Raw genomic sequence first — 21,974 nt, 5'->3', positions numbered from 1 at the left:
ACCGTTAGTGGCTGTTGCGGTAGCCGGTGGGGGAGTTCCCGAAAGCTGCCCGGAAGATCCGGCTGAAGTGGGCTGCGTCGGTGAACCCCCAGCGGGCCGCAATGGCGGTAACGGGCCGTTCGGCCAGCACCGGATCCCGCAGGTCACGCCGGCATCTCTCCAGCCGCCGTTGCCGGATGGAGGCAGCCACCGTGGTTCCGATTTCCTGGAAAAGATCGTGGAGGTGCCGGGTGGAGATGTAGTGGGCCGCCGCTATGGTTCCGGGGGAGAGCCCGGGATCTCCGAGGTTGGCTTCAATGTAGTCGTGGATACGCCCCAGGAGCAGCAGGTGTGGGTCCCGGCCGGTTTCGATCAGTTGATCGAGTTCGCCGTTGAACAAGGTGGTCACCAGATCCAGTGCGTTGTGGACCAGCCGGAGCCCGTTGGTGCCGGAGAGGGCATCGAGGTTGTCGGCCAGTTTCACCAGGAACGGGCTGATCAGTTCACCCAGGCCTTCGTCGCCGGGTATCCGCAACGCAGTGACGTGGCCCATGGCCTCGGCCGGCAAGTCCAGCAGGACATGCGGAAACATGAGCACCAAAGTGCGGAAGTCGTCGTCGAACGTTAGTTGATAGGGGCGGGAGGTGTCGTAGATGGAGAGGTCCCCCGGGCGCAAGACGGCTTCGCGATCGTCCTGAACCAGGCGACCCGATCCACTGAGCTGGATGCTGAGCTTGAAGAAGCGGCCCGTGGACTTGGCAATCAGCTCCGGGGTGCGCAGTACGGTGTGGGGTCCGGCGGTGATTTCCACCACCGAGATCTGTCCCAGGACGCGGGCGCGCATGGTTCCGTGGAATGTCGAATTGCGTGGCCCCTGGGCCAGCAGGGGTACGAAGGAAGCGGAGATTGCCCTGCTCCACTCCTGGAACGACTCCGCCACGATGGTTTCCACGGTTGCGGGGCCCGTATCAGCCGCGACGGTCATCAAGTTCCCTTTCAATGGCCCGTGGTGCCGCTGCCAGGAGGCAAGAACGCCGGTGGCGCGGATGTGAGCTTGCCCACGATTCTACACCGGCGCCCGGGCGCGAACGTGCTTGCGTGCAGCGACAAGCTCCTTGCCGTGTGAGACAAGTCACGCACCCGCCGTGCGGTGGAAGATTGCGGAATGACAGACATCGTGCCGCGCACATCTCCCGCGGCGCCGAGGCAGGAGCACACTATGAGCGTGGATAACCCCGTTATGGGCACGACCGCCCGAACGGTCGAAAGCAAGAGACGGCTTGGCGTACCGGCAGTGACCTTCATGATTATCGCGGCCTCTGCGCCGCTGACCGTCCTCGCAGGCGGAGTGACCACAACGTTCGCGGTGACCGGCGTGACGGGTGTTCCATTGTCCTTCCTGGTCCTGGGCGGAATCCTGGCGCTCTTCGCGGTGGGCTATGCGGCCATGAGCCGCTATGTCACCAACGCCGGCGCCTTCTACGCCTACATAGCACAAGGCATTTCGCGGCCTGCGGGCGTGGGCGCGTCACTGGTTGCCCTCATGGCCTACAACCTGATGCAGGTAGGCATCTACGGACTGTTCGGCTTCACGGTTTCTTCGCTGCTGTCCGCGCGGCTGGGCATCAGTGTCCCATGGTGGATTCCGGTTCTGGTCTGCATCGCCATCGTCGGCTGGCTGGGTGTCAACAGGGTTGACCTCTCCGCCAAGGTACTCGGCGTCCTGGTGGCCCTCGAATTCCTGGTGGTCATCGTTTACGACGTCATCAGCCTCGCCGTGGCCCCGGAAGGTGTCAGCGCTGCCACCTTCAGCCCGGAGACGCTGTTTGTGCCCGGGATCGGAGCCGTCCTGTCTTTCGGCATTGCGGCGTTCATGGGCTTCGAATCCGCCGCCATCTACGGTGAGGAGTCAAAGGATCCCCGGCGTACTGTTGCGAGGGCAACGTTCGCAGCTGTGGGAATCATCGCCGTCTTCTACGCGGTATCGGCCTGGGCCATGACCATGGGGGCCGGCCCCTCCGCCGTCATTGCGACGGCCACAGAGAATGGTCCGGACATGATCTTTGCGTTCCTGGGTGCCAACGGAGGCGTGCTGCTCAGCGACATCGCCCAGCTCCTCTTCGTCACCAGCCTCTTCGCAGCACTTGTCAGCTTCCACAACGCCGTAGCGCGGTACTTCTTCTCCCTCGGCCGCGAGCGCGTCCTGCCTTCGGCGCTGGCCAAGGTCCGGGCCGGCAGCGGGGCGCCGTACGCCGGTTCGCTGGCGCAGACGGTGATCGCCGTCGTCGTGACCCTGGCGTTCGCCATCGCAGGATCCGGTTCCGAACTCGGCGAACTGTACCCCGTGCTGACCATGTTCACGTGGCTGACCAACAGCGGGGCCATGGGGCTGGTGCTGCTGATGACCGTGGTGTCGGTTGCCGTGATCGGCTTCTTCCGCCGGCAGCAGCACGGCGCGAGCCTGTGGGTCAGGGTCGTTGCGCCGGCACTGGGCTTCGTATTGCTCGCAGTGGTTTTCGTGCTCATCTTGGCCAACTTCAACGTCTTGCTGGGACAGACGGAGTCGACGGCTGCCACGTTCGTCCTGCCGCTGTTGGTCCTGCTTCCAGGAGTCGTGGGCGTGGTGTGGGGCCTGCGCCTGCGGCGCTCTCAGCCTGCGCTGTACGCCCGGATCGGGCATGGCTCGGAGGACTGATCCTCTGAGGCCCGCAAAGGAAGCCCCGGCACGTTCTCCGTGCCGGGGCTTCCTTTGTTCCACCCTGCCGTACTAGCCCGCTATGGCCGGATTCAGTTCCGGGGTGTGGTGGGTGATGCTGATCAAGCGGCCGTGTGCGCCGAACGTGAAATGTACGGGTTCCGTGCCTTCCTCGTTCCAGCCGAAGAGGCTGCCGTGGGAGCGGATGGCCCGGGGATCGCGGTGGTCGGCCACTGTGACCGAGCTGCACGGGATGACTTTCTCCCGCCAGGTGAAGACGAAGATTCCGGGGCGGACCTGGAGAACGGTGTTGGAGTCGGTGTCTGCCAATCCGCGCTCCGGACCGGCGAGGCATTGCCAGGTGTACCAGGTGGGGCTGAGGTAGATGTGTTCGTAGGCGTGTGATTCGCTGTAGACCCATTCGACGCGCCGGCCGATGAGTGCCGTGCTTTCCGAGATGGCCTCGCCCGTGGCGGAATAACCGTCCAGTGTTCCGGGGCGGAAGTCGTGGTGCACGGCGACACTGGAGGCGGTGGCCCTGYCGAGCGCGGCGCCGATGTAGAGCGCCCGGCCCCGCGCAAGATCAAGGACCAGGGATACGGCGAGTTCCGGTTCCAGGACGCTCTGCCATTGGCAGTAATACAGCTCCTCGGCTACAACGAAGGCTTCGTAGGCGGCTGTTCCTGCGTGGCCGGCGGCAGCCCATTGCACTTCTTCGTCGTCGAAGCTGAAGGTCATGGGTCCTCCGTCGCCGCGGACGGAGAATTGTTGCCCGGCCAGGTCCTGTACGGCGGGGGCCTTGTTGGCGTCGAAGCCGGGGGCCAGTCCGTCCAGCGGCAGCCAGTTGGAGGTGTCAAGAAGATTCAGGCTCATGGATTCCTTCTCGTGCTCGAAAGAAGGAGCGGACGGCGTGTCCGGTCCTTCTTCGAGTATTCGGTGCCCTGGCCTTGGAGTCTTGTGCTGTGGGGCACGCCGCTTGACCTGGAAGGAAAGGTTCAGGCCAGTTGGCTTTCGATGCGTGCAGCACTGGCTGCCAAGGCCTTTCCAACGGCGTCGGCGTCCTGGTCCAGGCGGATATAGACGACGGCGATCGCCGCCGGCCGTCCGCCCGGAACCTTGATGGGGGCAGCAATGGAAGACAGTCCGGCAACGACTTCGTCGTGGCTGGTGGCGTAGCCGACGCGGCGGGCTTCGTGGGCCTCGGGCCGGTAGGGGTTGCCCGCGCCTACCTGCTGCCAGCGTTCCTCGGTCATGGTGGATTGGATGGCAATACCGGGGGCACCTGTGCTGACGGGATGACGGCTGCCCGGGTGCTGGGCGAGCGCCGCGCCTGTGTGCCGTGGTTCGACGGTGACAAGGGTGACACATTCCTGGTGGTCCCAAACGGCGATGAAGGCCGTCATATGGAGGGTGTTTGCCAGTTGTGTGAGTTCGGGGAGGGCAGCGGTTTGCAGGTTCCGTGAGACGCCGCTGGCCAGGACCGAAAGGCCGGGGCCGGGCTGGACGCGTCCGGAGTCGTCGCGAACCAGCAGGGAATGGTCTTCCAGGGTCCTGAGTATCCGGTAGGCCACGGAGCGGTGCACGCCCAGTGCTTCTGTGAGTTCTCCAATGGTGAGCGGCCGATCGGCGGCGGCGAGGATCTCCAGTGCCCTGATTCCACGGGAGAGCGTTTGCGACGGCGGGACCTGTGTCCCGGCTTCCGGCTGGCCCTTGACGCCGCTGCTTGGATTCATGCGAACCATCCTATGTTGGCGGCGCGGCGTGGGGGCTGTGCTTTGGGTCACAGGCTGTAGTATTAGTTCCTAACTGACCGTTCTGTCGGTTAATGCACGTCTCGCATCGCTCTGTCACACATCCCTGGAGTTTCAATGACCGCAACTTCCACTGTCGACTCGCCGTCAGGCCCAAGCAGCAAGCGCGAAGAGCGCCGGGTCCTGGCCGGAACCCTGGTGGGCACCACCATCGAGTGGTACGACTTCTTCATCTTCGCCCAGCTCACTGCGACGCTGCTGGCGCCTTTGTTCCTCTCTCCCTTGGAGAAGTCCAACCCGGGAGTGGCCCAGCTTTTGTCCTTTGCCACCATCGGAATCAGCTTCCTGTTCCGTCCTCTCGGAGCCTTCGTCGCAGGGCACCTTGGCGACAAGATGGGTCGCAAGGCCGTACTCGTCATGACGCTGGTCATGATGGGAGCTGCCACCGCACTGATCGGTGTCCTGCCCACCTACGAAACGATCGGGCTTTGGGCACCTGTGCTGCTCATCTTCCTGCGGGTCGTCCAGGGCTTCTCCGCCGGCGGTGAATGGGGCGGTGCTGCCCTCATGGCCGTGGAGCACGCACCGATCAAGAAGCGTGGACTCTTCGGTGCCTACCCGCAGATCGGTGTGCCCATCGGAATGATCCTGGCTACCGGTTTGCTCTTCTTCCTGCAGTCGGGAATGTCCAAGGAGGCCTTCTCTGCCTGGGGCTGGCGTGTGCCCTTCCTGCTGTCCGTTGTTCTGATCGTGGTGGGTTACCTGATCCGCCGCGCGGTCGGCGAGAGCCCCGTCTTCAAGGAACTTGCCCAGCGAAAGGCTGAAAGCAAAGCTCCCCTGGGTGAACTCTTCCGCAGGAACAAGAAGGAAGTTGTCCTCGCTGCGCTGATCTTCATCGCCAACAACGCAGCAGGCTACCTGCTGATTGCGTTCTTCATCTCCTACGCCACCAAGGCCCTGAAGATGCCGCTGCCACAGGTTCTCCTGGCCACCACCATCGCTTCCTTCGGCTGGCTCATCTTCACCATGGTGGGCGGTTGGCTCTCAGACAAGATCGGCCGCGTGAAGACGTTCTTGATCGGCTATGGCCTGGTCTTTGCCTGGATGATTCCGATGTTCGCCCTCATCGACACCAAGGACATCCTGCTCTACGGGACTGCGCTGTTCGTACTGACGATCGGCCTGGGCCTGTCCTACGGTCCGATGTCGGCCATGTACGCAGAAATGTTCCCGGCCCAGGTGCGCTACTCGGGCATCTCCATCGGCTATGCCCTTGGTGCCATCCTCGGTGGAGCTTTCGCGCCGCTGATTGCCCAGGCGCTCCTGGATGCCACCAAGTGGTCCGGTTCGGTTGGCCTCTACATCATGGGCCTCTGCATCATCTCCGCCGTTGGCGTGATCCTCGCAAAGGAAACCCGGGGACGTCCGCTGGGGTACAGCGTCCACCACTGACATCGACACGACAAAAGCGGGTGCGGTCCACATGGACCGCACCCGCTTTTTGTCATTGCCGGGACCCTGTCTCCGCTACCGGGTCCGACGCCGGCTACGGACGCCCGGCGACGCCCGCGCCTTCCAGCTGGCGCACCACATCGGCGTCGGAAAGCTGTTCGAAGTGACCGTAGAAGGCGCCGACAGCATGGAATTTACCTGGCGTGTGCAGGGCAATGACAACATCGCAGACCCGGGCGAGCGATGCCGACGCTTCAAGCGATGCAACCGGGACGGCCACCACTACGGTGCCCGCTCCTGCCGACCGGACGGCTTCCACCGCGGCCCGCATGGTGGCGCCGGTGGCAAGTCCGTCGTCCACCAGGACAACAGTCTTCCCGCGCAGGTCGTGGTCCGTGCCCGGGTATTCCTTGGCCCGGCGCAGCAGCTCCGAACGTTCCCGGGCTTCGACGCTATCCAAGGCCGATTGGGAGATGCCGCGGGCAAGAATGAGATCTCTCAACGGTTTGTTGACGATCCGGAGCACCTCGCCCTGTGACAACGCCAAAGCCCCGAACGCAGTTTCGTCCCGGCCGGGAATTCCCAGTTTTCGCACCAGGAGGGCGCCAAAGGGCAGGTAGAGTTCCGCAGCTGCTGCAGCGGCTACCGGAATACCACCCCGGGCGAGCCCGAGGATGATGGTGTCCGGTCGCTCCCTCAGCTGCGGGAGTCCTTCAGCCAGGCGTCGACCGGCTTCCGCGCGGTCCTTGAAACGCATGCCCATCTGCTCCACTTCCACGTCATTTGTTGCCCTTCCAAGCCTACCGTCCACACCTTGCCCGGCGCGGCCTCCACTGAAAGCATGGGCTTGTGAACAAGCCCATCGGATATTGGATCAAAAGGCTGGACGCTGCGCTGGAAGTCCAGTTGGACCGCACCTTAGCGCGGATCAAGCTCACGCGCCGCCAGTGGCAGACTCTTGCCACCCTGGCCGAGCACTCCATGCTTCCGGACCAGCTTGAGGAGGCACTGCAGCCACTGTGGGGCGGTGACATCCGGTTGCGCGAGCGGGAACTGGCAGCCTTGGTGGGCCGGGGAATGATCACGATGATCGATGACCGTTTGGCGCTGAGCGAGCGGGGACGGGAGAAGTACCACGAGGCGCAGCAGCTGGTGGAAGATGCGCGTCAGGATCTTTCGATGGGCATCGGCATCGATGAATACGCCATGGCATTGAGCGTCCTGGAGCGCATGAGCCTCAACGCGGAACGGCTGGCCCGCTAGACCAGCCGTACCGCGTCGGGAGGTTTAGACGCCCAGGAATTCGACGGCAGCGCCCTTGAAGGCCCGGCTTGTGATCACATTGGTGTGCGTGCGCCCGGGAATGACCAAGGTCTCCACCATGCCGCCATGCTTGCCCGCAATGGAGGCAAGCTCCGGCATGGTCGCAGCCCTTTCGTCCTTCTCGCCGGCCACCAGCAGCAGTGGCATGTGCGGGGCCGCCTCGGCAGGATCGAAAGGTTCGCCCTTGATGGCCTCGATGAGCGACAACATGGCAAACAAATTGTTGCTGGGCAGCATCTGGGCCATCTTCAGGAGCCCCGCGGTGGACTGGTCCTCTATGGGCGTGCCGTCAGCGAGGTGCTTTTGAGCAGCCACAAGGTCGAACGCTGCCAGCGGATCTGCTGAGCTTGGGCCGCCCAGGACGATCCTATGGACCAGATCGGGCTGCGTGGCACCAAACTCCCACGCCAGCCGTGATCCGAGCGAATAACCAATGACATCAAGTCCCGTGGAAGGGTCGCCRTCGCGCAAGGGGCGTGCACCGGCGTCGGTCACTATCTGCAGGAGATCCGCACGGATCCGGCTGGGGGTGTAGGAGTCCAGGTCCTCGGGGGAGTGGCTTCGGCCATGGCCGGGCAGGTCCACGGTGATGACCCGGCGCCCGGCGTCCTGGAGCGTGGTGATCCAGCCGCTGTCGGCCCAGTTCAGTTTGCTGGAGGAAGAGAAGCCATGGATCAGCAGGACGGGGCGCAGCCCGGCGTCGGAAGCCGGCTCATGAACCTCGACGAACAGCCCAGGGTCGGTACCTTCCACTGTGTGCCGCTGCTGTTCCACGGTGTGCCTGCCAGTCATCATGTCAGTCCTCATCGAGTACGGCGCTCAGGCGGACCCTGCGCTTGGGTGCTTCGTCCTTCGGAACAGTGCCCACGATTCCGGCGGTGTCGTCCGGAACCTCGAACACGATCAGCGGTGCGCCAACGTTGATGGTCTCACCGGGCGCCCCGTGAATACGCACCACTTTACCCGCCTGGGGGCTGGGCAATTCGAGCGCGGACTTGCTGGTTTCGAGTTCGACGATCGGCTGGTTGCGTTCCACTTGCTGGCCGGGTTCCACCAGCCAGTCGAGCACGGTTGCCTCGATAAGGCCCTCGCCGAGGTCCGGAAGCGGGAAGGAAATTTCAGCCACGGCGGTACTCCAGTACGCGTTGGATCCCAAAGAGGATGCGGTCGATGTTGGGAATGTATTCGTCCTCCAGGTCGCCGGAGGGGTAAGGGACGTCGAAGCCGGTCACACGCTCCACCGGTGCCTTCAGCGTTGCGAAACAACTTTGCGTAATGAGTTGGGCGACTTCGGCGCCGAGGCCCGAGGTCAGCGGCGCTTCATGGACGACGACGGCGCGCCGCGTCTTCCCGACGGACCTCGCCAAGGCTTCGGCATCAATGGGCTTGAGCCAGCGCAGGTCAAGGACTTCAATGTCTATGCCGTCCTCGGCCGCGAGCTCGGCCACCTGGAGGCACCGGGCTACCATGGCACCCCACGCCACCAATGTGAGGTGGCGGCCTTCCCTGGCCACGCGGGCGCCGGTGAGGCTGCCGCCGTCGGGTGAGCCGCCGTCGTGCGCTGCTGTGGCAGGGACAGCGGCAGCGGAGGTGACATCCACCGGGCCCTTCTGCCAGTAGCGGGACTTCGGCTCCATGAAGATGACCGGGTCCGGCCGCGTGGCAGCGTACTTGAGCAGATGGTAGGCGTCGTGCGGGTTTGAAGGGGAAACCACCTTGAGTCCCGGTACGTGCGCGAACAATGCCTCGAGGCTTTCGCCGTGGTGCTCGGGTGCACGGATACCGCCGAAGCTGGGCACGCGCAGGGTGATGGGCATGGGCAACGTGCCGCGACTGCGGTAGTTCATCCGGGCGATCTGGCAGACGATCTGGTTGATGGCCGGATAGGCGAAGCCATCGAACTGGACCTCGGGAATCGGGTGGAAACCGGCCATGGCCAGGCCCACGGACATGCCCAGGATGCCGGACTCGGCCAAGGGCGTGTCGAACACGCGGTCCTCGCCGTGCTTGGCTTGGAGGCCGTCGGTGATGCGGAACACGCCACCGAGCCGGCCGCAGTCTTCGCCGAAGATGACAGCTTTGGGGTTTTCGGCCAGGACCTCATCGAGTGCGCGGTTGAGCGCCTGCTGCATGGACAGTTGCTCAATGCCGGCCGTTTCAGCGGCGGCGGAGGGCATTTCGGTGATCGTCTCAGACATGTTCTGACTCCTCGCGCCACGCGCTGGCTTGGGATTGAAGGGCCGGAGTTGGCTCCTGGAACACGAGGCTGAACATTTCAGCGCCCGGGCGGGGACCCAGGTCCTGGATTCCGGTCCGGATGGCTTCTGCTTCTTCCTCTGCCCTGCGTTGGGCGTCGGCAAAGAAGGCTTCGTCTGCAACGCCGTCGGCCAGCAACCTTTGCTTGAACCGCTCCAGCGGGTCCTCTCCGGCGTCGAGTCGCTCTTCTTCCAGGGTCCGGTAACGGCCGGGATCGTCGGCGGTGGAGTGCGGCCCGCGGCGATAGGTCATGGCTTCGATCACCACGGGTCCGTTGCCGCGGCGGCAGTGGGCGAAGGCGGAGCGGGTGGCTTCGAAGACGGCGACGACGTCGTTGCCATCGACCTGCAGTGCAGGTATGCCGTATCCGGCCGCCCTTGCTGCGACGGATCCGCCGGCCACTTGGCGTTCGGTGGGCACGGAGATTGCCCAGCCGTTGTTCTGGATGAAGAACACCACAGGTGCCTTCATGACACCGGCGAAGTTCATGGCTTCGTGGACGTCGCCCTGGGATGAGGCGCCATCGCCGAAGTACGTCATGGCTACCCCGGTTTCGCCGTCAGCGGCGGCAAGGGTCTGGCCGTGGGCCCATCCAACGGCATGCAGGACCGAGCCCGCCACCACGGCCTGGATAGGTGCGAACCTGGATTCCAGGGGGTTGTACATTCCGCCGTGCCACGTGGCCTTGTGGGTGGACATGTAACCCACCATGTCCAGGCCCATGGCCCGGGCCACGCCCATCTCCCGGTAGGTGGGGAAGACGAAGTCCCGGTTCAGGTCCACGGCGTAACCGCTGCCCACCTGGGCTGCTTCCTGCCCAAGCTCAGGCGCGTACCCGGGGATGATGCCCTGGCGTTGCCAGGCTACGGCTGAAGTGTCCAGGTGCCGGACCGCTGCCATCAGCGTGTACAGCTCGCGGAGTTGATGGTTGGAGAGCGGGGCGGCGTCGTCATCGACGGCCGCAAGCGCTGGTTGAGTCGTCATGGTTGTGACCCTAGTCACCGCATAAACTCTTTCGCAATAAGCTCAGTGGTGACACAACACTTTGTACAAGTTGAATAAGCAAAGAAGCCCTGCGCAGTACAAACTGCACAGGGCTTCCGGAATCTTGCTAGCAGTAGATTACCTGGCCTGGTGGTCCGGCTTTCCTGCTTTTGCCTTGGCGTTGAGGAAGCAGCCGGCGGCAATGACCAGGATGAGGATGAAGGTGCCCACCAGCTGGCCCGCGCTCTCAGGGTTGGCGAAACCCACCACGAAGATCAAGCCCAGCAGGACCAGGCCCAGGATGGTGAGGTAGGGGAAGCCCTTCATGCGAAGGGGCAATTCTGCGCCTTCGCGGTCAGCCCGGCGCCGCAGGATGAATTGGGACACCAGCGCGGTACCCCAGACAACCAGGCAGGTGGACCCTACGAGGTTCAGCAGGGCAGGCAGGATCTTCTCCGGAAAGAGCAGCTCCAGGATGGTGGCAATGAAGCCGAAGGCTACCGAGATTCCGACGGCGGCCACGGGCACCTTGGCGGTGCTCAGCTTCGACAGGAGGCGGGGCGCTTCGCCACGCTCGGACAGGGAGAAGATCATCCTGGATGCGCCGTAAAGGTTGGCGTTCAAGGCGGAGAGCAGCGCTACCACGGCAACCAGGGTGATGGCCGTTCCCGCACCGGGAATTCCTGCGATGTCGAGTACTCCGGCGAAGGGGGACTTCAGGCCCTCCGAGCCCACAGGAAGAATGGCGGCAATGACGAAAACGGAGCCGATGTAGAAGACCAGGATGCGCCAGACCACCGTGCGGATGGCCTTGCCGACGCTGTGGGCGGGATTTTCTGTTTCAGCCGCGGCGACGCTGACGATCTCGGTGCCACCGAAGGCGAAGATCACCACGAACAAGGCCGCGGCGGTGCCGCCGATGCCGTTCGGCGCAAAGTCGCCGAAGGCGGAGAGCCCTGGTGAGGTGGCGTTGGGCAGCCAGCCGAACAGCAGCGCGGCGCCGATGAGCAGGAAGATCACGATGGCCGCCACCTTCAGGATGGCGAACCAGAATTCGAACTCCCCGAAGTTCCGGACGCCCACCAGGTTGATGCCCGTGAACACCACCATGAACACCAGTGCCAGGACCCAGACCGGGATCACCGGCCAGACCGAGAAGAGCAGTCCGGCGGCACCCAGTGCTTCTGCCGCGATCACCACCACCAGCTGCAACCACCACAGCCAGCCGATGGTTCCGCCGGCGGTCTTGCCCATGGCTTTTTCGGCGTAAACGGAGAAGGCGCCGCTGTTGGGGTTCGCCGCCGCCATCTCACCCAGGGCCCACATGACGAGGATGATCAGTGTTCCCGCTACGAGGTAGGAGATGAGGACGGCCGGGCCGGCGGCCTGCACGCCGGCGCCGGAGCCCAGGAAGAGGCCTGCGCCGATCGCGCTGCCCAAGCCCATCATGGTGAGCTGGCGGGGCTTGAGTGAATGGCCGAGGCCGGATGTTGGGGCAGGAGCCGCGATGGACTTCGTTGTCATACGTGTCTACCTTCTATGGATTTCATACGGGGTGTGGCGTGCCGGCCTCTTGGGCCGGGCAGGCGCGGCGTCGACGACGCAGCAAGAGCCGTGGAATAATTCTCGCAGTTTGTAAGATACATCACTTTTTGCTTAGGCGATGTGATGAGTAGAGAACCCCGGGGACAGGAACTTTGATGCTGGTCGATGCGCTTGATGCAAGAATTGTACGTTTCTTCACTGATTCACCGCGATCTTCCGTGCTGGAGGCCTCGCGGGTACTGAAGGTTGCCCGGGCGACGGTGCAGTCCCGGATTGACCGGATGATTGAAAACGGGGTCATTGGTTCCTGGGTCCCGCAGCCCGATCCTGCCAACTTCGGCTTCCCGGTGGTGGCGTTCTGTTCGGTCACCATCACCCAGGAGATCGGCCACGACGCCATCATTGAGAGCCTCAGCGCCATTCCCGAGATCATTGAGGTCCACACGGTTACGGGGAACTCCGACCTCATGGTGCGGATCGCCGCCCGGTCCAATCCGGACATGCAGCGCGTGCTCGATGCCATGATTGCCACCAAATCCGTGGTCCGCTGTTCCTCCGTGATAGTGCTCAACAGCCATATCCAAGGCCGCACCTTGCCGCTGATGGAGGCGGCGGCGAAGGCAGTGTGACGTAAAGCATTTTGCGGACCGGGCGCAGAGTCGTACCATTAGTTCTAGTCAACATGACTTTAACTAAAGCTCCGGTTCCTGGACCGGACGGCGATGAAGCGAGGTGAACGCCGTGAACCCCAGCTCAGCAAACGTCGCCGAGAGGCGGCTCGCACCGCCGTCGTTGGCTATTTCCACGGTGATTTTCGCCCTCCGTCCCAGCGAAACATCCGGCCGTCCTACGCTGTGGCTGCCGTTGGTCCGCAGGATCCGAGAGCCCTATAAGGACATGTGGGCCCTCCCGGGCGGTCCCCTTGCCCATGACGAATCGCTGCAGGACGCGGCATCACGGAACCTTCGCGAGACCACCGGACTGACGCCGCATTACCTCGAGCAGCTCTATGCCTTCGGGGGACTTCACCGCTCGCCCACGCAACGTGTGGTGTCGATCGTCTACTGGGCATTGGTGCAACCCACCGAGGCTGCGCTGGCGGACGAATCCGAGAACGTCCGGTGGTTCCGCGCAGACCGGCTGGGCGAACTCGCCTTCGATCACAACGCAATCGTGGACTACGCGCTGTGGCGGCTGCGCAACAAGATGGCCTACGGGTCCATTGCCTACCACCTGCTGGGGGAGTACTTCACCCTGGCCCAGGTCCGCGAAGTCTACGAGGCCGYGCTGGACCGGCAACTCGATCCCGCGAACTTCCGCAGACACATCAAGGCCACACCGGAAATCGAAGAAACCGGTGAATACCTCCAAGGCGGAAAACACCGCCCACCACGCCTCTACCGTTTCACCGGCACGCCCGGCCTCGGGCCAGATAACAGGAGTACACCATGAGCAGCGTCAACACTGCCGTCCAGCTGATCACCCGCGAAGAAGCCGAAAAGGGCCTCTCCCGCGCAGGGTCCACGTGCAGCCCGGCCCTGGCCAGGGGTCCCTGGGAATACGACCTTGCCGAAGCCCTCTCCGGCGAGCCCGCCTACGGCCCGGGCGCCTCCAGCAGCGACGTCGCACCCAAGGCGACGCCGCGACAAGGCCAGCTTCCGGAAGAGTACAAGAAGGCCACAGATGCCGAACTGGATGCCCGCATCCGCGCCGCCAAAGCGACGCTCGGGGACCGGGCCGTCATCCTGGGGCACTTCTACCAGCGTGACGAAGTCATCCAGTACGCGGATTTTGTGGGCGACTCCTTCCAGCTGGCCAACGCGGCCCTCACCAAGCCCGACGCCGAGGCGATCATCTTCTGCGGCGTGCACTTCATGGCCGAAACCGCCGACATCCTTTCCACCCCCGAGCAAGCGGTGATCCTGCCCAATCTCGCCGCGGGCTGCTCCATGGCAGACATGGCGGACGAAGACTCCGTTGAGGAATGCTGGGAACAGCTCGAAGAGATTTTCGGCACCGGGGTGGACGTACAGGGCAGGGTTCCCGTCATCCCCGTTACCTACATGAACTCCTCAGCAGCGCTGAAGGCCTTCTGTGGTCGCAACGGCGGCATCGTCTGCACCTCCTCCAATGCCAAGGTGGTCCTGGAATGGGCCTTCGAGCGTGGCCAGCGCGTCCTGTTCTTCCCGGATCAGCACCTGGGCCGCAACACCGCCAAGGCACTGGGCGTCCCGCTGGAACAGATGCCGATGTGGAATCCACGCAAGGAACTGGGCGGCAATGACGAGCAAACGCTCCTGGACTCCCGGGTGATTCTCTGGCATGGCTTCTGCTCGGTGCACAAGCGCTTCAACGTGGGCCAGATCGAAAAAGCCCGCCAGGACTTCCCGGGCGTCAACGTCATCGTGCACCCCGAATGCCCCATGGAAGTTGTTGACGCCGCCGATTCTGCCGGCTCCACCGACTTCATCAAGAAGGCGATTGCCGCCGCCACCGAACCCACCACGTTCGCCATCGGTACAGAGATCAACATGGTGAACCGCTTGGCTGCGGAAAACCCGCAGCACACCATCTTCTGCCTGGACCCCGTGATCTGCCCGTGCTCCACCATGTACCGCATCCACCCCGGCTACCTGGCCTGGGTGCTTGAGGAACTTGTCGAGGGCCGCATCGTCAACCGCATCACTGTGGACGACGCCGTACAGGACAAGGCGAAGATTGCCCTGGAACGCATGCTGGCCGCGAAGCCCGCATAGCCGACCCGGCACATCAGACCTAGCCGAATCGAGCCCCACATGACTACAGAGAGCCTGGCTGGAAAGACCGCACATGGGCGGTTGATCGTCGTCGGAAGCGGCATCGCCGGCCTGTACTCTGCCTTGCTTGCCGCAGAGGCCGGTGCGGCAGTGGTGCTGCTGACCAAGGGCGCGCTCGCGGACAGCAACACCTACTATGCGCAGGGAGGGATCTCCGCCGTGCTGGAGGAACCCGCTCCCGGTGACACCGTAGCTGCCCACATCGCCGACACTTTGCGGGCCGGCGCCGGTCATTGCAACGAAGAAGCCGTTCGGGTGCTTTGCACCGAAGCGCGGCGGGACATCGCAGGGCTCGGGCGGTTCGGTGTGCGGTTCGATCTTGACGACGACGGCGACCCTGCACTTGGACTCGAGGCAGCGCATTCGGCGCCACGGATCCTCCACGCGGGCGGCGACGCCACCGGTGCAGGAGTAGCCTCGGCGCTGATCAGGACCGTCCTGGACTTCCAGGCACAGGGCAGGATCCAGGTGATCGGGCATGCCCAGGTCACGGACCTGGTCCACCAAGCAGGCCAGGTGGCAGGCGTCAACTTCCTCCACGAGGGACGTGGGCAGAGCCTCCGTGGCGACGCCGTTCTTCTTGCCACGGGAGGCGCCGGGCAGCTGTTCGCCCAAACCACCAACCCCTCCGTGGCCACAGCCGACGGCCTGGCACTCGCGTGGCGGGCGGGAGCTGCACTGGCTGACCTCGAGTTCTTCCAGTTCCACCCCACCTGCATGGTGCCCGGTGGAGCCCCCCAAGAAGCAGACGGCGATGCACACCCCCTGCTGATCTCCGAGGCAGTCCGCGGCGAAGGCGCCATTCTTCTCGACGCGAACGGCTATCGCTTCATGCCGGACTACCATTCGGACGCGGAGCTGGCGCCGCGCGATGTGGTCTCGCGCAGCATCGCCCTGCACCTTGACACGTTGGGCGACCCCAACGGGCACGTGTTCCTCGACGCCACCGTCATTGAAGAGTCGCGCGGTGCAGGGTTCCTGGAAAAGCGCTTCCCGACCCTGAGCCGGTACACCCGCCAGGCCGGCCTCGACTGGACCAGGGACCTGGTTCCCGTGGCACCGGCGGCGCACTACTGGATGGGTGGGGTGGTAACGGACCTCCACGGCCGGACTTCGGTTCCCGGGCTGCTGGCTGCCGGTGAAGTCGCGTGCACCGGTGTGCAGGGGGCAAACCGGCTGGCCAGTAACTCCCTGCTTGAAGGACTGGTGTTCGGGCGCAGGGCTGTTGAAGGGTTCCTTGGGTCGAACGGTGAGTCGTCTGACGGAGCCCCTCTGCGTGCCGACTCGGCCGCGGGCGGCCTCGCTTTTACGCACGCTGCCGGGACCCCGGCAGGCGACAATCGCAGCGGAACCTTCAACGAAACTGCCGCGCCAGCGGGAGCCAGCGGGTTCTCGCGGCAGGCCCTTCGGCGGCTGATGACCGCCAAGGCTGGCGTGCTCCGGAGCGGGGAGTTGTTGGCTGAGGCCGCAGAGGTCTTGGGGGAATGGGAAGAGGCTGCCGGTCCCTTGAGCGTTCCGGAGTCCCTGGAAGTCCGCGTACACGAGGACGCCAACCTTCTGCTGGCCGCCCAGTTGCTCGTGAGGGCTGCCCGGGAACGACGGGAGTCACTGGGGGCGCATTACCGCAGCGACAGCGTGAAGGCACCAGCCGCCGTCGACGATTTTGACAAGCGTTACACCATGAGCCGGAAAGTGAGCCTCGTCCATGACTAACCTGACCCTCCCCGCAGCCCCCGTGCGGGATATTTTGGAACGGGCCTTCGCGGAGGATGCGCCCAGCGGGGACATCACGTCCCAGCTGCTCATTCCGGCTGAGGCGCAGGCCGTGGCGATCCTCAACGCCAGGGTCCCCGGCGTGTTCAGCGGCGGGACCGTGTTCCGCGACGCCATGAAGACAGTTGATCCGACCACCGAAGTGGAGTTGCTCCTCGCCGATGGTGAAGCTTTCGACGCCGGAACCCACCTTGCACGCGTCAGCGGCAGTGCACGCTCGGTCCTGCTGGCCGAGCGGGTGGGCCTGAACCTGGTGCAGCGCATGAGCGCGATCGCCACCAAAACCGCAGAGTTCGTCCGGCTGGTGGAAGGGACGCGGGCCCGGATCACCGATACCCGCAAGACCACCCCCGGGCTGCGGGTGCTGGAGCGCTACGCCGTCCGCTGCGGCGGGGGAGCGAACCACCGTTACAGCCTCTCCGACGCCGTGCTCGCCAAGGACAACCACCTCGCCGTCATGACCGGCGGCGACGCCGGCAAACTGACTGAGCTGCTGATCGCTGCCAAAGCCCAGCTTGGCCACACCACCCACTTCGAAGTCGAAGTGGACAGCGCAGAGCAGATCGAACCAGTGCTGGCAGCGGGCGTGGACACCATCATGCTGGACAATTTCTCCCTGGAGGAGCTGCGTGCCGGCGTCAAGCAGGTTGATGGCCGGGCCATCGTGGAAGCCAGCGGCAACGTAAACCTGGACACCGTCACCGGCATCGCCGCAGCAGGAGTGGACGTCATCTCCATCGGCGGCCTGACCCACAGCGTGAACGCCCTGGACCTTGGCCTCGACATCGAACTCACCACGGGCCGGAACTGAAAGCCGGCTCCGGTCATGATCTTCCTCGACGCCGCTGCCACCACGCCGGTCCGCCGCGAAGTGCTGGAGGCCATGTGGCCCTATCTCAGCGGCGAGTTCGGCAATCCCTCAAGCCACCACACGCTGGGTGAATCGGCAGCGGCGGCGCTCGCGGCGGCACGGTCCGGCGTCGCGAAAGTGTTCAACTGCCGCCCCGGCGAGGTCACGTTCACCTCGGGTGGCACCGAAGCGGACAACCTTGCCGTCAAAGGCATCGCATTGGCGCGGCGGGAGGCTGACCCTGCATTGAAGCGTGTGGTGGTCAGCGCCGTCGAACATCCGGCGGTGGAGGAATCGGCGCGTTACCTGGAACGGGTCCACGGTTTTGTGGTGGATGTCGTGCCGGTAGACAGCGACGGTGTTGTCACTGTGGACGCGCTGCGCAGCGTCCTTCAGCCGGGGACCGCCCTGGTGAGCATCATGTACGCGAACAATGAAATCGGAACCGTGCAACCTATCGCCGACCTGGCAGAGGTTGCCCACGATGCCGGTGTTCCCTTCCACACGGACGCCGTACAGGCTGCGGGGTGGTGTCCGCTGGATGTGAAGGAGCTCGGCGTTGATGCCATGAGCATTTCAGCGCATAAATTGGGGGCGCCGAAGGGTTCCGGAGCCTTGTTCGTCAAAGGCCGGCTGCGCCTGGAACCCCTCATGCACGGAGGCGGGCAGGAGCGGGGCAAACGTTCGGGAACGGAAAACGTGGCCGGAGCCGTCGCTTTGTCCACGGCCCTGGCGCTCTCCCATGCCGAACAGCGGGAACAGGCGGACCGCGTTGCGCTCTTGCGTGAGACCTTCATTAAGCGGGTTTTGGACACCGTTCCTGACGCCATGCTGACAGGACATCGGAGCCGGCGCTTGCCGTCGGTCGCGTCCTTCTGCTTCCCGGGAACCAGCGGCGAATCGGTCCTGCTGGAACTCGAACGCCTGGGAGTCGTGTGCTCCAGCGGTTCGGCGTGTGCTGCTGGATCAGATGCGCCGTCGCCGGTTTTGGTGGCCTTGGGCATCGCTCCGGAAACCGCCCAGACGGCGGTTCGCTTCAGCTTCACTTCCGCCATCACCGACAAAGAACTGGAGACGGCCGCCGGGGCGGTGGAAACCGCCGTCGCGCGTGTCAGGAACCTCGCGGCCCCGCAAGCCGGCTGACGCCGTGCGCTGCGCCCGGTGCTCGGCGCCGGGTGCTCGGTGCCGGACGCGCCGTGTTGGACGTGCCGTGTTAGACGTGCCGCGCCCGCCGGAAAATCCAGTGACGCAGCAAGGTGAAACGGACGGCGGTGGCCACGAACCCGGACAAGGTAGTGGTCCAGAGTTCCTCGGCGACGCTGGCTTCCGGCTTGAAAAGATGCAGGACACCCAAGCTGCCACCTGTGATCAGCAACGCGATGCCTATCACGAGCACGCCGCTTAGGTGGTCCCGCGCACGCTTTTTACTGCCAGTGATCTTGAACGTCAGGCGGCGGTTAAGCGCCGTGTTCATGAGTGAGGTCAGGATCAACGCCACGGCATTGGCCAGTTGCGGGTCGATGAGTGGACGCAGCAACGCGTAGATGGCCAGCGAGCTTCCCGTACAGATAATCCCGACGCCGGTGAAGCGCAGCAGCTGCCTCACGACGGGGTATCTCAGTACGCCGCGATGCCTTTTCCGGGGTGGTTTGTGAGGGGGAGACGGCAGTAGCCCTGTGGCGTCCGCAGCTGTCTCCATGGGGTTAAGCCTGACACACTATGCCGGCAGTTCCTCCCAGGAGGCGCCGGTCACGGGGTTGCTGAGCTCGCCGATTCCTTCGATGCTGCACACCACGGTGTCGCCGGGGTGGATGCGCGCGCTTTCGGCCGGGAAGCCGGTGAGGACCAGATCGCCGGGCTGGAGAGTCATGAACGAGGTGAGGTAGACGAGGATCTCCTCGACGTTCCAGCCAAGATCGGCGGTGCTGGCCGGCTTCAAGGCGGTTCCGTTGTGAATGATCCCGATGCCCAGCCGGGGGTAGTCCACGGTGGTCACTATCCACGGGCCGGCCGGGGTGAAAGTGTCCTGGCTCTTGGCGCTGATCCACAGTTCATCGCTCTTTTGCAGGTCCCGGGCTGAAACATCGTTGCCGATGGTGAAGCCCAGGACTGCGGACCGGGCGGTTTCCAGGGTCAGGTTCCGCGCCGCACGGCCAACCACAATGGTTAGCTCCGCTTCGGGATCCACGTGGCCGACGGATGTGCTGAGCTGGATGGCTTCGCCCGGGCCAATCACGCTCGAGGCCGCCTTGTGGAAGGCCTGGGGAGGCAGGTCGCGGCCGGGTTGTCCGGTGTTGTGGGCCATGCCGAAGACGTTGACCGGCACGGACGGCGCAAGGAACGTGAAGGCGTCTTCAGTGACTTTCGAACCCTTTTCCCAGCCCCCGCGCGAAGGGCTGGGCGCATTGGCCCGGGATGACGGAAACGGGGAGTCGATGACGGACCATATTTTCCCCTCTGCGGACGCGAAATCCGGGGCGTCGTTTGCTACAAAGAAGTGCTCGTCCGGTGAAGCCGGATCGAGGGGGCGGACGCGGGCGATTCGACGCGCGGGGGCTGAAGTCATGATGACATCCTACGTCCTCCGTCGGCGTTGCCGCACTTGAGGCGCCCGACGCCGTCGTCATTTGCCGTGCCGTGGAGGGAACCCCACAGGCGCGGGGCTTAGAATCCCTCTCATGCGTCTGGCGATTATCGGGTTGATTCTGCTTGTAGCGGGCGGGGTAACCGTGGCCACGGGGGTCCTGCCGTGGCACGAGGTAGCGGTCCTCGTGGACCGGGTAGCTCCGATCCTGGCATTTGTCGTCGCCATGACCGTGGTAACCGAACTCGTCAGTGAAGCTGGGACCTTCCAATGGGTCGCCCGGCATTTGCGCAGATGGGGGAGGGGACGCAGCGTCCTGCTGTGGTTGCTGCTGGCGCTGTTCGCCACCTTGAGCACCATCTTCCTGTCCCTGGATACGACGGCGGTCCTCCTCACTCCCGTCGTGGTCACCGTGGCCCGGCAGGCAGGACTGCCTGTCCTGCCTTTCGCGCTGACAACTGTGTGGCTGGCCAACACAGCCAGCCTGCTGCTGCCCATCTCGAACCTCACCAACCTCCTGGCGCAGCACAACCTGGGTGGGATCACCCCGGCCCAATTCGCCCAGCTCATGTGGGCGCCCTCGCTTGCCGCCATCCTGGTGCCACTGGCCTTCATCGCCCTCGTTTTCCGGCGCGAACTGCGCAAGAGCTACGGCCTGGATGAATCCCGCCCGACGGTCGCTTCCACGGCCAAGGCCCCCGACCGCCTTCTGCTGGTGGGCAGCGCGGTGGTCCTGGTGCTGCTGCTGCCGGCCCTGGTGTCAGGAGCTGCCATCTGGATTCCGGCATCCCTCGCAGCGGCGGTCCTGGCAGTCCTGTTCGTTCTTCGGCGGCCCGCGGTCCTGAAGATCACGCTGATTCCCTGGTCGCTGCTCCTGTTCACCTGTGGCCTGTTCCTGGTTGTCGAGGCCACCCAGTACCTGGGCGCATCAGTAATACTCGGTGAAGTGGCGGGCCAGGGCAGTGGCTTCATCGAACTCCTACGGCTCGCCATGACCGGTGCCCTCGGCTCAAACGTCGTCAACAACCTGCCGGCCTACCTTCTGGCCGAACCGCTGGCAGGAACCCCGGAAAGGATGGCGGCGTTGCTGGTGGGCGTCAACGCAGGTCCGTTGATTGCCCCCTGGGCGTCCTTGGCAACACTGCTGTGGCACGACAGGCTGATGCGGATGAACGTACACGTGAAATGGCAGGGCTACGCGGTGATGGGCCTGCTGGTGGCACCGCTGACCATAGTCGCCGCCATTGCGGCGCTCGCAGCCTTTGGACCAGGTGGGTTGTTCGGCTAGCCTGCGTACAGTTCGCCGACCGGCACCTCCGCAGCCAACCTGTTGGCCGGGCCTGCGAGCGGGCACGCCCAGGCCTCGTTGTAGGCGCATGAGGGGTTGTAGGCGAAGTTGAAATCGAGGGTGAACTCCTGCCCGGCGCCCGTTCCCCTCGTCCCGTGGAATGAACCTTTGATGGTGTCCAGAAGGTACCTGCCGGCACCGTAGCTGCCACCCTGTTTGCCGGCGGTCGCATCACGGAACGGCACGAAGATCCCGCCACCGTAGCTCCGGAGCCGCCAAACAGCCAAGGAGCCAAGTCCGGGCAGTTCAAACGTGCCGATCCGGGTGAAAGGCACCACTCCGTCAGTCCCGGTCTGGACATTCATTTCCTGTCCCTGGCCTTCCGGCTGGAGCACGGCATGGAACCGGTAGGCGGGGTCGTACCCGGCGGTCTGCAATCCGGAAAACGATGCCTTCATCTCCGGCGTGAGGGCAGAGGCAGGATGCGTGGCAAACATCAGGTCCCGCTCCTGGCGCCAGTACACGTGTGCATCGAAGGGATTGGTCGCTGCGAGTTGCCGGACCTTGTCATAGAGGGCGAAGGTCTTCAGACGCCAGTCAGCTATGTCTACTGCGGACATCGTGGGGATAGTGTCCTCGGATTCGTCGTGCTGAGTAGGGGCCATACCCTCAGCCTAG

The 21,974-nt window shown here is 64.3% G+C and carries 22 protein-coding genes; 10 read left to right on the top strand and 12 right to left on the bottom strand.

Annotated features, from left to right (window positions below; translation table 11 throughout):
• Positions 1–4: 4 nt before the first annotated feature.
• Complete coding sequence (locus AB4Y81_RS06505) at positions 5–964, bottom strand: helix-turn-helix domain-containing protein (RefSeq protein ID WP_018776295.1); 960 nt, start codon at positions 962–964, stop codon at positions 5–7.
• Between the two features lie 234 nt (positions 965–1,198).
• Here AB4Y81_RS06505 and AB4Y81_RS06500 point away from each other — a divergent pair, with 234 nt between their 5' ends.
• Positions 1,199–2,674 (top strand): APC family permease, encoded by a 1,476-nt coding sequence (locus AB4Y81_RS06500; RefSeq protein ID WP_018776294.1) that lies wholly within the window; start codon positions 1,199–1,201, stop codon positions 2,672–2,674.
• Between the two features lie 72 nt (positions 2,675–2,746).
• On the opposite strand, the gene AB4Y81_RS06495 is transcribed toward AB4Y81_RS06500, so the two are convergent.
• Together AB4Y81_RS06495 and AB4Y81_RS06490 are read right to left on the bottom strand one after the other, a co-directional pair.
• On the bottom strand, positions 2,747–3,547 hold the full coding sequence (locus tag AB4Y81_RS06495; RefSeq protein ID WP_441995557.1) for a MoaF C-terminal domain-containing protein: 801 nt from the start codon (positions 3,545–3,547) through the stop codon (positions 2,747–2,749).
• A gap of 122 nt (positions 3,548–3,669) precedes the next feature.
• A complete protein-coding gene (locus AB4Y81_RS06490) occupies positions 3,670–4,416 on the bottom strand; it encodes an IclR family transcriptional regulator (RefSeq protein ID WP_035733076.1) in 747 nt (248 codons plus the stop codon).
• A gap of 126 nt (positions 4,417–4,542) precedes the next feature.
• On the opposite strand from AB4Y81_RS06490, the gene AB4Y81_RS06485 reads away from it, so the two are divergent.
• Positions 4,543–5,877 (top strand): MFS transporter, encoded by a 1,335-nt coding sequence (locus tag AB4Y81_RS06485; RefSeq protein ID WP_018776291.1) that lies wholly within the window; start codon positions 4,543–4,545, stop codon positions 5,875–5,877.
• Positions 5,878–5,971: 94 nt separating this feature from the next.
• Here the strand turns inward: AB4Y81_RS06485 and AB4Y81_RS06480 are convergent, their stop codons facing one another.
• Positions 5,972–6,640: a phosphoribosyltransferase family protein gene (locus AB4Y81_RS06480; RefSeq protein ID WP_189076843.1), complete on the bottom strand. Its 669-nt coding sequence runs from the start codon at positions 6,638–6,640 to the stop codon at positions 5,972–5,974.
• A gap of 86 nt (positions 6,641–6,726) precedes the next feature.
• Between AB4Y81_RS06480 and AB4Y81_RS06475 the strand changes: the two genes are divergently transcribed.
• Positions 6,727–7,140 (top strand): MarR family transcriptional regulator, encoded by a 414-nt coding sequence (locus AB4Y81_RS06475; RefSeq protein WP_018776289.1) that lies wholly within the window; start codon positions 6,727–6,729, stop codon positions 7,138–7,140.
• A gap of 24 nt (positions 7,141–7,164) precedes the next feature.
• Here AB4Y81_RS06475 and AB4Y81_RS06470 read toward each other — a convergent pair whose 3' ends face one another.
• The 5 genes from AB4Y81_RS06470 to AB4Y81_RS06450 form a co-directional block, all read right to left on the bottom strand.
• Positions 7,165–7,995, bottom strand: coding sequence for an alpha/beta fold hydrolase (locus AB4Y81_RS06470; RefSeq protein WP_441995556.1), 831 nt, complete (start codon positions 7,993–7,995; stop codon positions 7,165–7,167).
• A 1-nt stretch (position 7,996) separates the two neighbouring features.
• Positions 7,997–8,326 (bottom strand): biotin/lipoyl-containing protein, encoded by a 330-nt coding sequence (locus tag AB4Y81_RS06465; protein WP_018776287.1) that lies wholly within the window; start codon positions 8,324–8,326, stop codon positions 7,997–7,999.
• Positions 8,319–9,398, bottom strand: a complete 1,080-nt coding sequence (locus tag AB4Y81_RS06460) for an alpha-ketoacid dehydrogenase subunit beta (RefSeq protein ID WP_039241994.1) — start codon at positions 9,396–9,398, stop codon at positions 8,319–8,321. The genes AB4Y81_RS06465 and AB4Y81_RS06460 overlap by 8 nt, the downstream gene beginning before the upstream one ends.
• Positions 9,391–10,440, bottom strand: coding sequence for a thiamine pyrophosphate-dependent enzyme (locus AB4Y81_RS06455; RefSeq protein WP_441995555.1), 1,050 nt, complete (start codon positions 10,438–10,440; stop codon positions 9,391–9,393). The genes AB4Y81_RS06460 and AB4Y81_RS06455 overlap by 8 nt, the downstream gene beginning before the upstream one ends.
• A gap of 138 nt (positions 10,441–10,578) precedes the next feature.
• Complete coding sequence (locus AB4Y81_RS06450; RefSeq protein ID WP_413302960.1) at positions 10,579–11,964, bottom strand: amino acid permease; 1,386 nt, start codon at positions 11,962–11,964, stop codon at positions 10,579–10,581.
• A 176-nt stretch (positions 11,965–12,140) separates the two neighbouring features.
• On the opposite strand from AB4Y81_RS06450, the gene AB4Y81_RS06445 reads away from it, so the two are divergent.
• The 6 genes from AB4Y81_RS06445 to AB4Y81_RS06420 all read left to right on the top strand — a co-directional run bounded on the left by AB4Y81_RS06445 (position 12,141) and on the right by AB4Y81_RS06420 (position 18,567).
• Positions 12,141–12,614: an Lrp/AsnC family transcriptional regulator gene (locus AB4Y81_RS06445; protein ID WP_018776283.1), complete on the top strand. Its 474-nt coding sequence runs from the start codon at positions 12,141–12,143 to the stop codon at positions 12,612–12,614.
• A 103-nt stretch (positions 12,615–12,717) separates the two neighbouring features.
• Complete coding sequence (locus tag AB4Y81_RS06440; protein WP_441995554.1) at positions 12,718–13,437, top strand: NUDIX hydrolase; 720 nt, start codon at positions 12,718–12,720, stop codon at positions 13,435–13,437.
• The gene (nadA, locus tag AB4Y81_RS06435) at positions 13,434–14,741 is read left to right on the top strand and encodes a quinolinate synthase NadA (RefSeq protein ID WP_441995553.1); all 1,308 of its coding nucleotides are present in this window, start codon (positions 13,434–13,436) and stop codon (positions 14,739–14,741) included. Before AB4Y81_RS06440 ends, nadA begins: the two co-directional genes overlap by 4 nt.
• 39 nt (positions 14,742–14,780) lie before the next feature.
• A complete protein-coding gene (locus AB4Y81_RS06430; RefSeq protein ID WP_441995552.1) occupies positions 14,781–16,514 on the top strand; it encodes an L-aspartate oxidase in 1,734 nt (577 codons plus the stop codon).
• Positions 16,507–17,385 (top strand): carboxylating nicotinate-nucleotide diphosphorylase, encoded by an 879-nt coding sequence (nadC, locus tag AB4Y81_RS06425; RefSeq protein ID WP_441995551.1) that lies wholly within the window; start codon positions 16,507–16,509, stop codon positions 17,383–17,385. Before AB4Y81_RS06430 ends, nadC begins: the two co-directional genes overlap by 8 nt.
• Positions 17,386–17,400: 15 nt before the next feature.
• The gene (locus tag AB4Y81_RS06420) at positions 17,401–18,567 is read left to right on the top strand and encodes a cysteine desulfurase family protein (RefSeq protein WP_441995550.1); all 1,167 of its coding nucleotides are present in this window, start codon (positions 17,401–17,403) and stop codon (positions 18,565–18,567) included.
• Between the two features lie 70 nt (positions 18,568–18,637).
• Here the strand turns inward: AB4Y81_RS06420 and AB4Y81_RS06415 are convergent, their stop codons facing one another.
• Both AB4Y81_RS06415 and AB4Y81_RS06410 read right to left on the bottom strand, forming a co-directional pair.
• The gene (locus AB4Y81_RS06415) at positions 18,638–19,123 is read right to left on the bottom strand and encodes a GtrA family protein (RefSeq protein ID WP_026266912.1); all 486 of its coding nucleotides are present in this window, start codon (positions 19,121–19,123) and stop codon (positions 18,638–18,640) included.
• Between the two features lie 18 nt (positions 19,124–19,141).
• Positions 19,142–19,990: a fumarylacetoacetate hydrolase family protein gene (locus AB4Y81_RS06410; protein WP_018776276.1), complete on the bottom strand. Its 849-nt coding sequence runs from the start codon at positions 19,988–19,990 to the stop codon at positions 19,142–19,144.
• Between the two features lie 112 nt (positions 19,991–20,102).
• Here AB4Y81_RS06410 and AB4Y81_RS06405 point away from each other — a divergent pair, with 112 nt between their 5' ends.
• Complete coding sequence (locus AB4Y81_RS06405; protein WP_441995549.1) at positions 20,103–21,296, top strand: SLC13 family permease; 1,194 nt, start codon at positions 20,103–20,105, stop codon at positions 21,294–21,296.
• Here AB4Y81_RS06405 and AB4Y81_RS06400 read toward each other — a convergent pair.
• The gene (locus AB4Y81_RS06400) at positions 21,293–21,961 is read right to left on the bottom strand and encodes a DUF1684 domain-containing protein (RefSeq protein ID WP_026266910.1); all 669 of its coding nucleotides are present in this window, start codon (positions 21,959–21,961) and stop codon (positions 21,293–21,295) included. The two genes, AB4Y81_RS06405 and AB4Y81_RS06400, sit on opposite strands and share 4 nt — an antisense overlap.
• Positions 21,962–21,974 lie beyond the last annotated feature (13 nt).

Origin of the sequence: Paenarthrobacter sp. TAF1 (genome assembly GCF_052113825.1) — a bacterium.
Taxonomy (GTDB): Bacteria; Actinomycetota; Actinomycetes; order Actinomycetales; family Micrococcaceae; genus Arthrobacter; species Arthrobacter nicotinovorans.
Note: the sequence above shows the minus strand (reverse complement) of the source record. Positions and strands in the feature narration are given on the sequence as shown.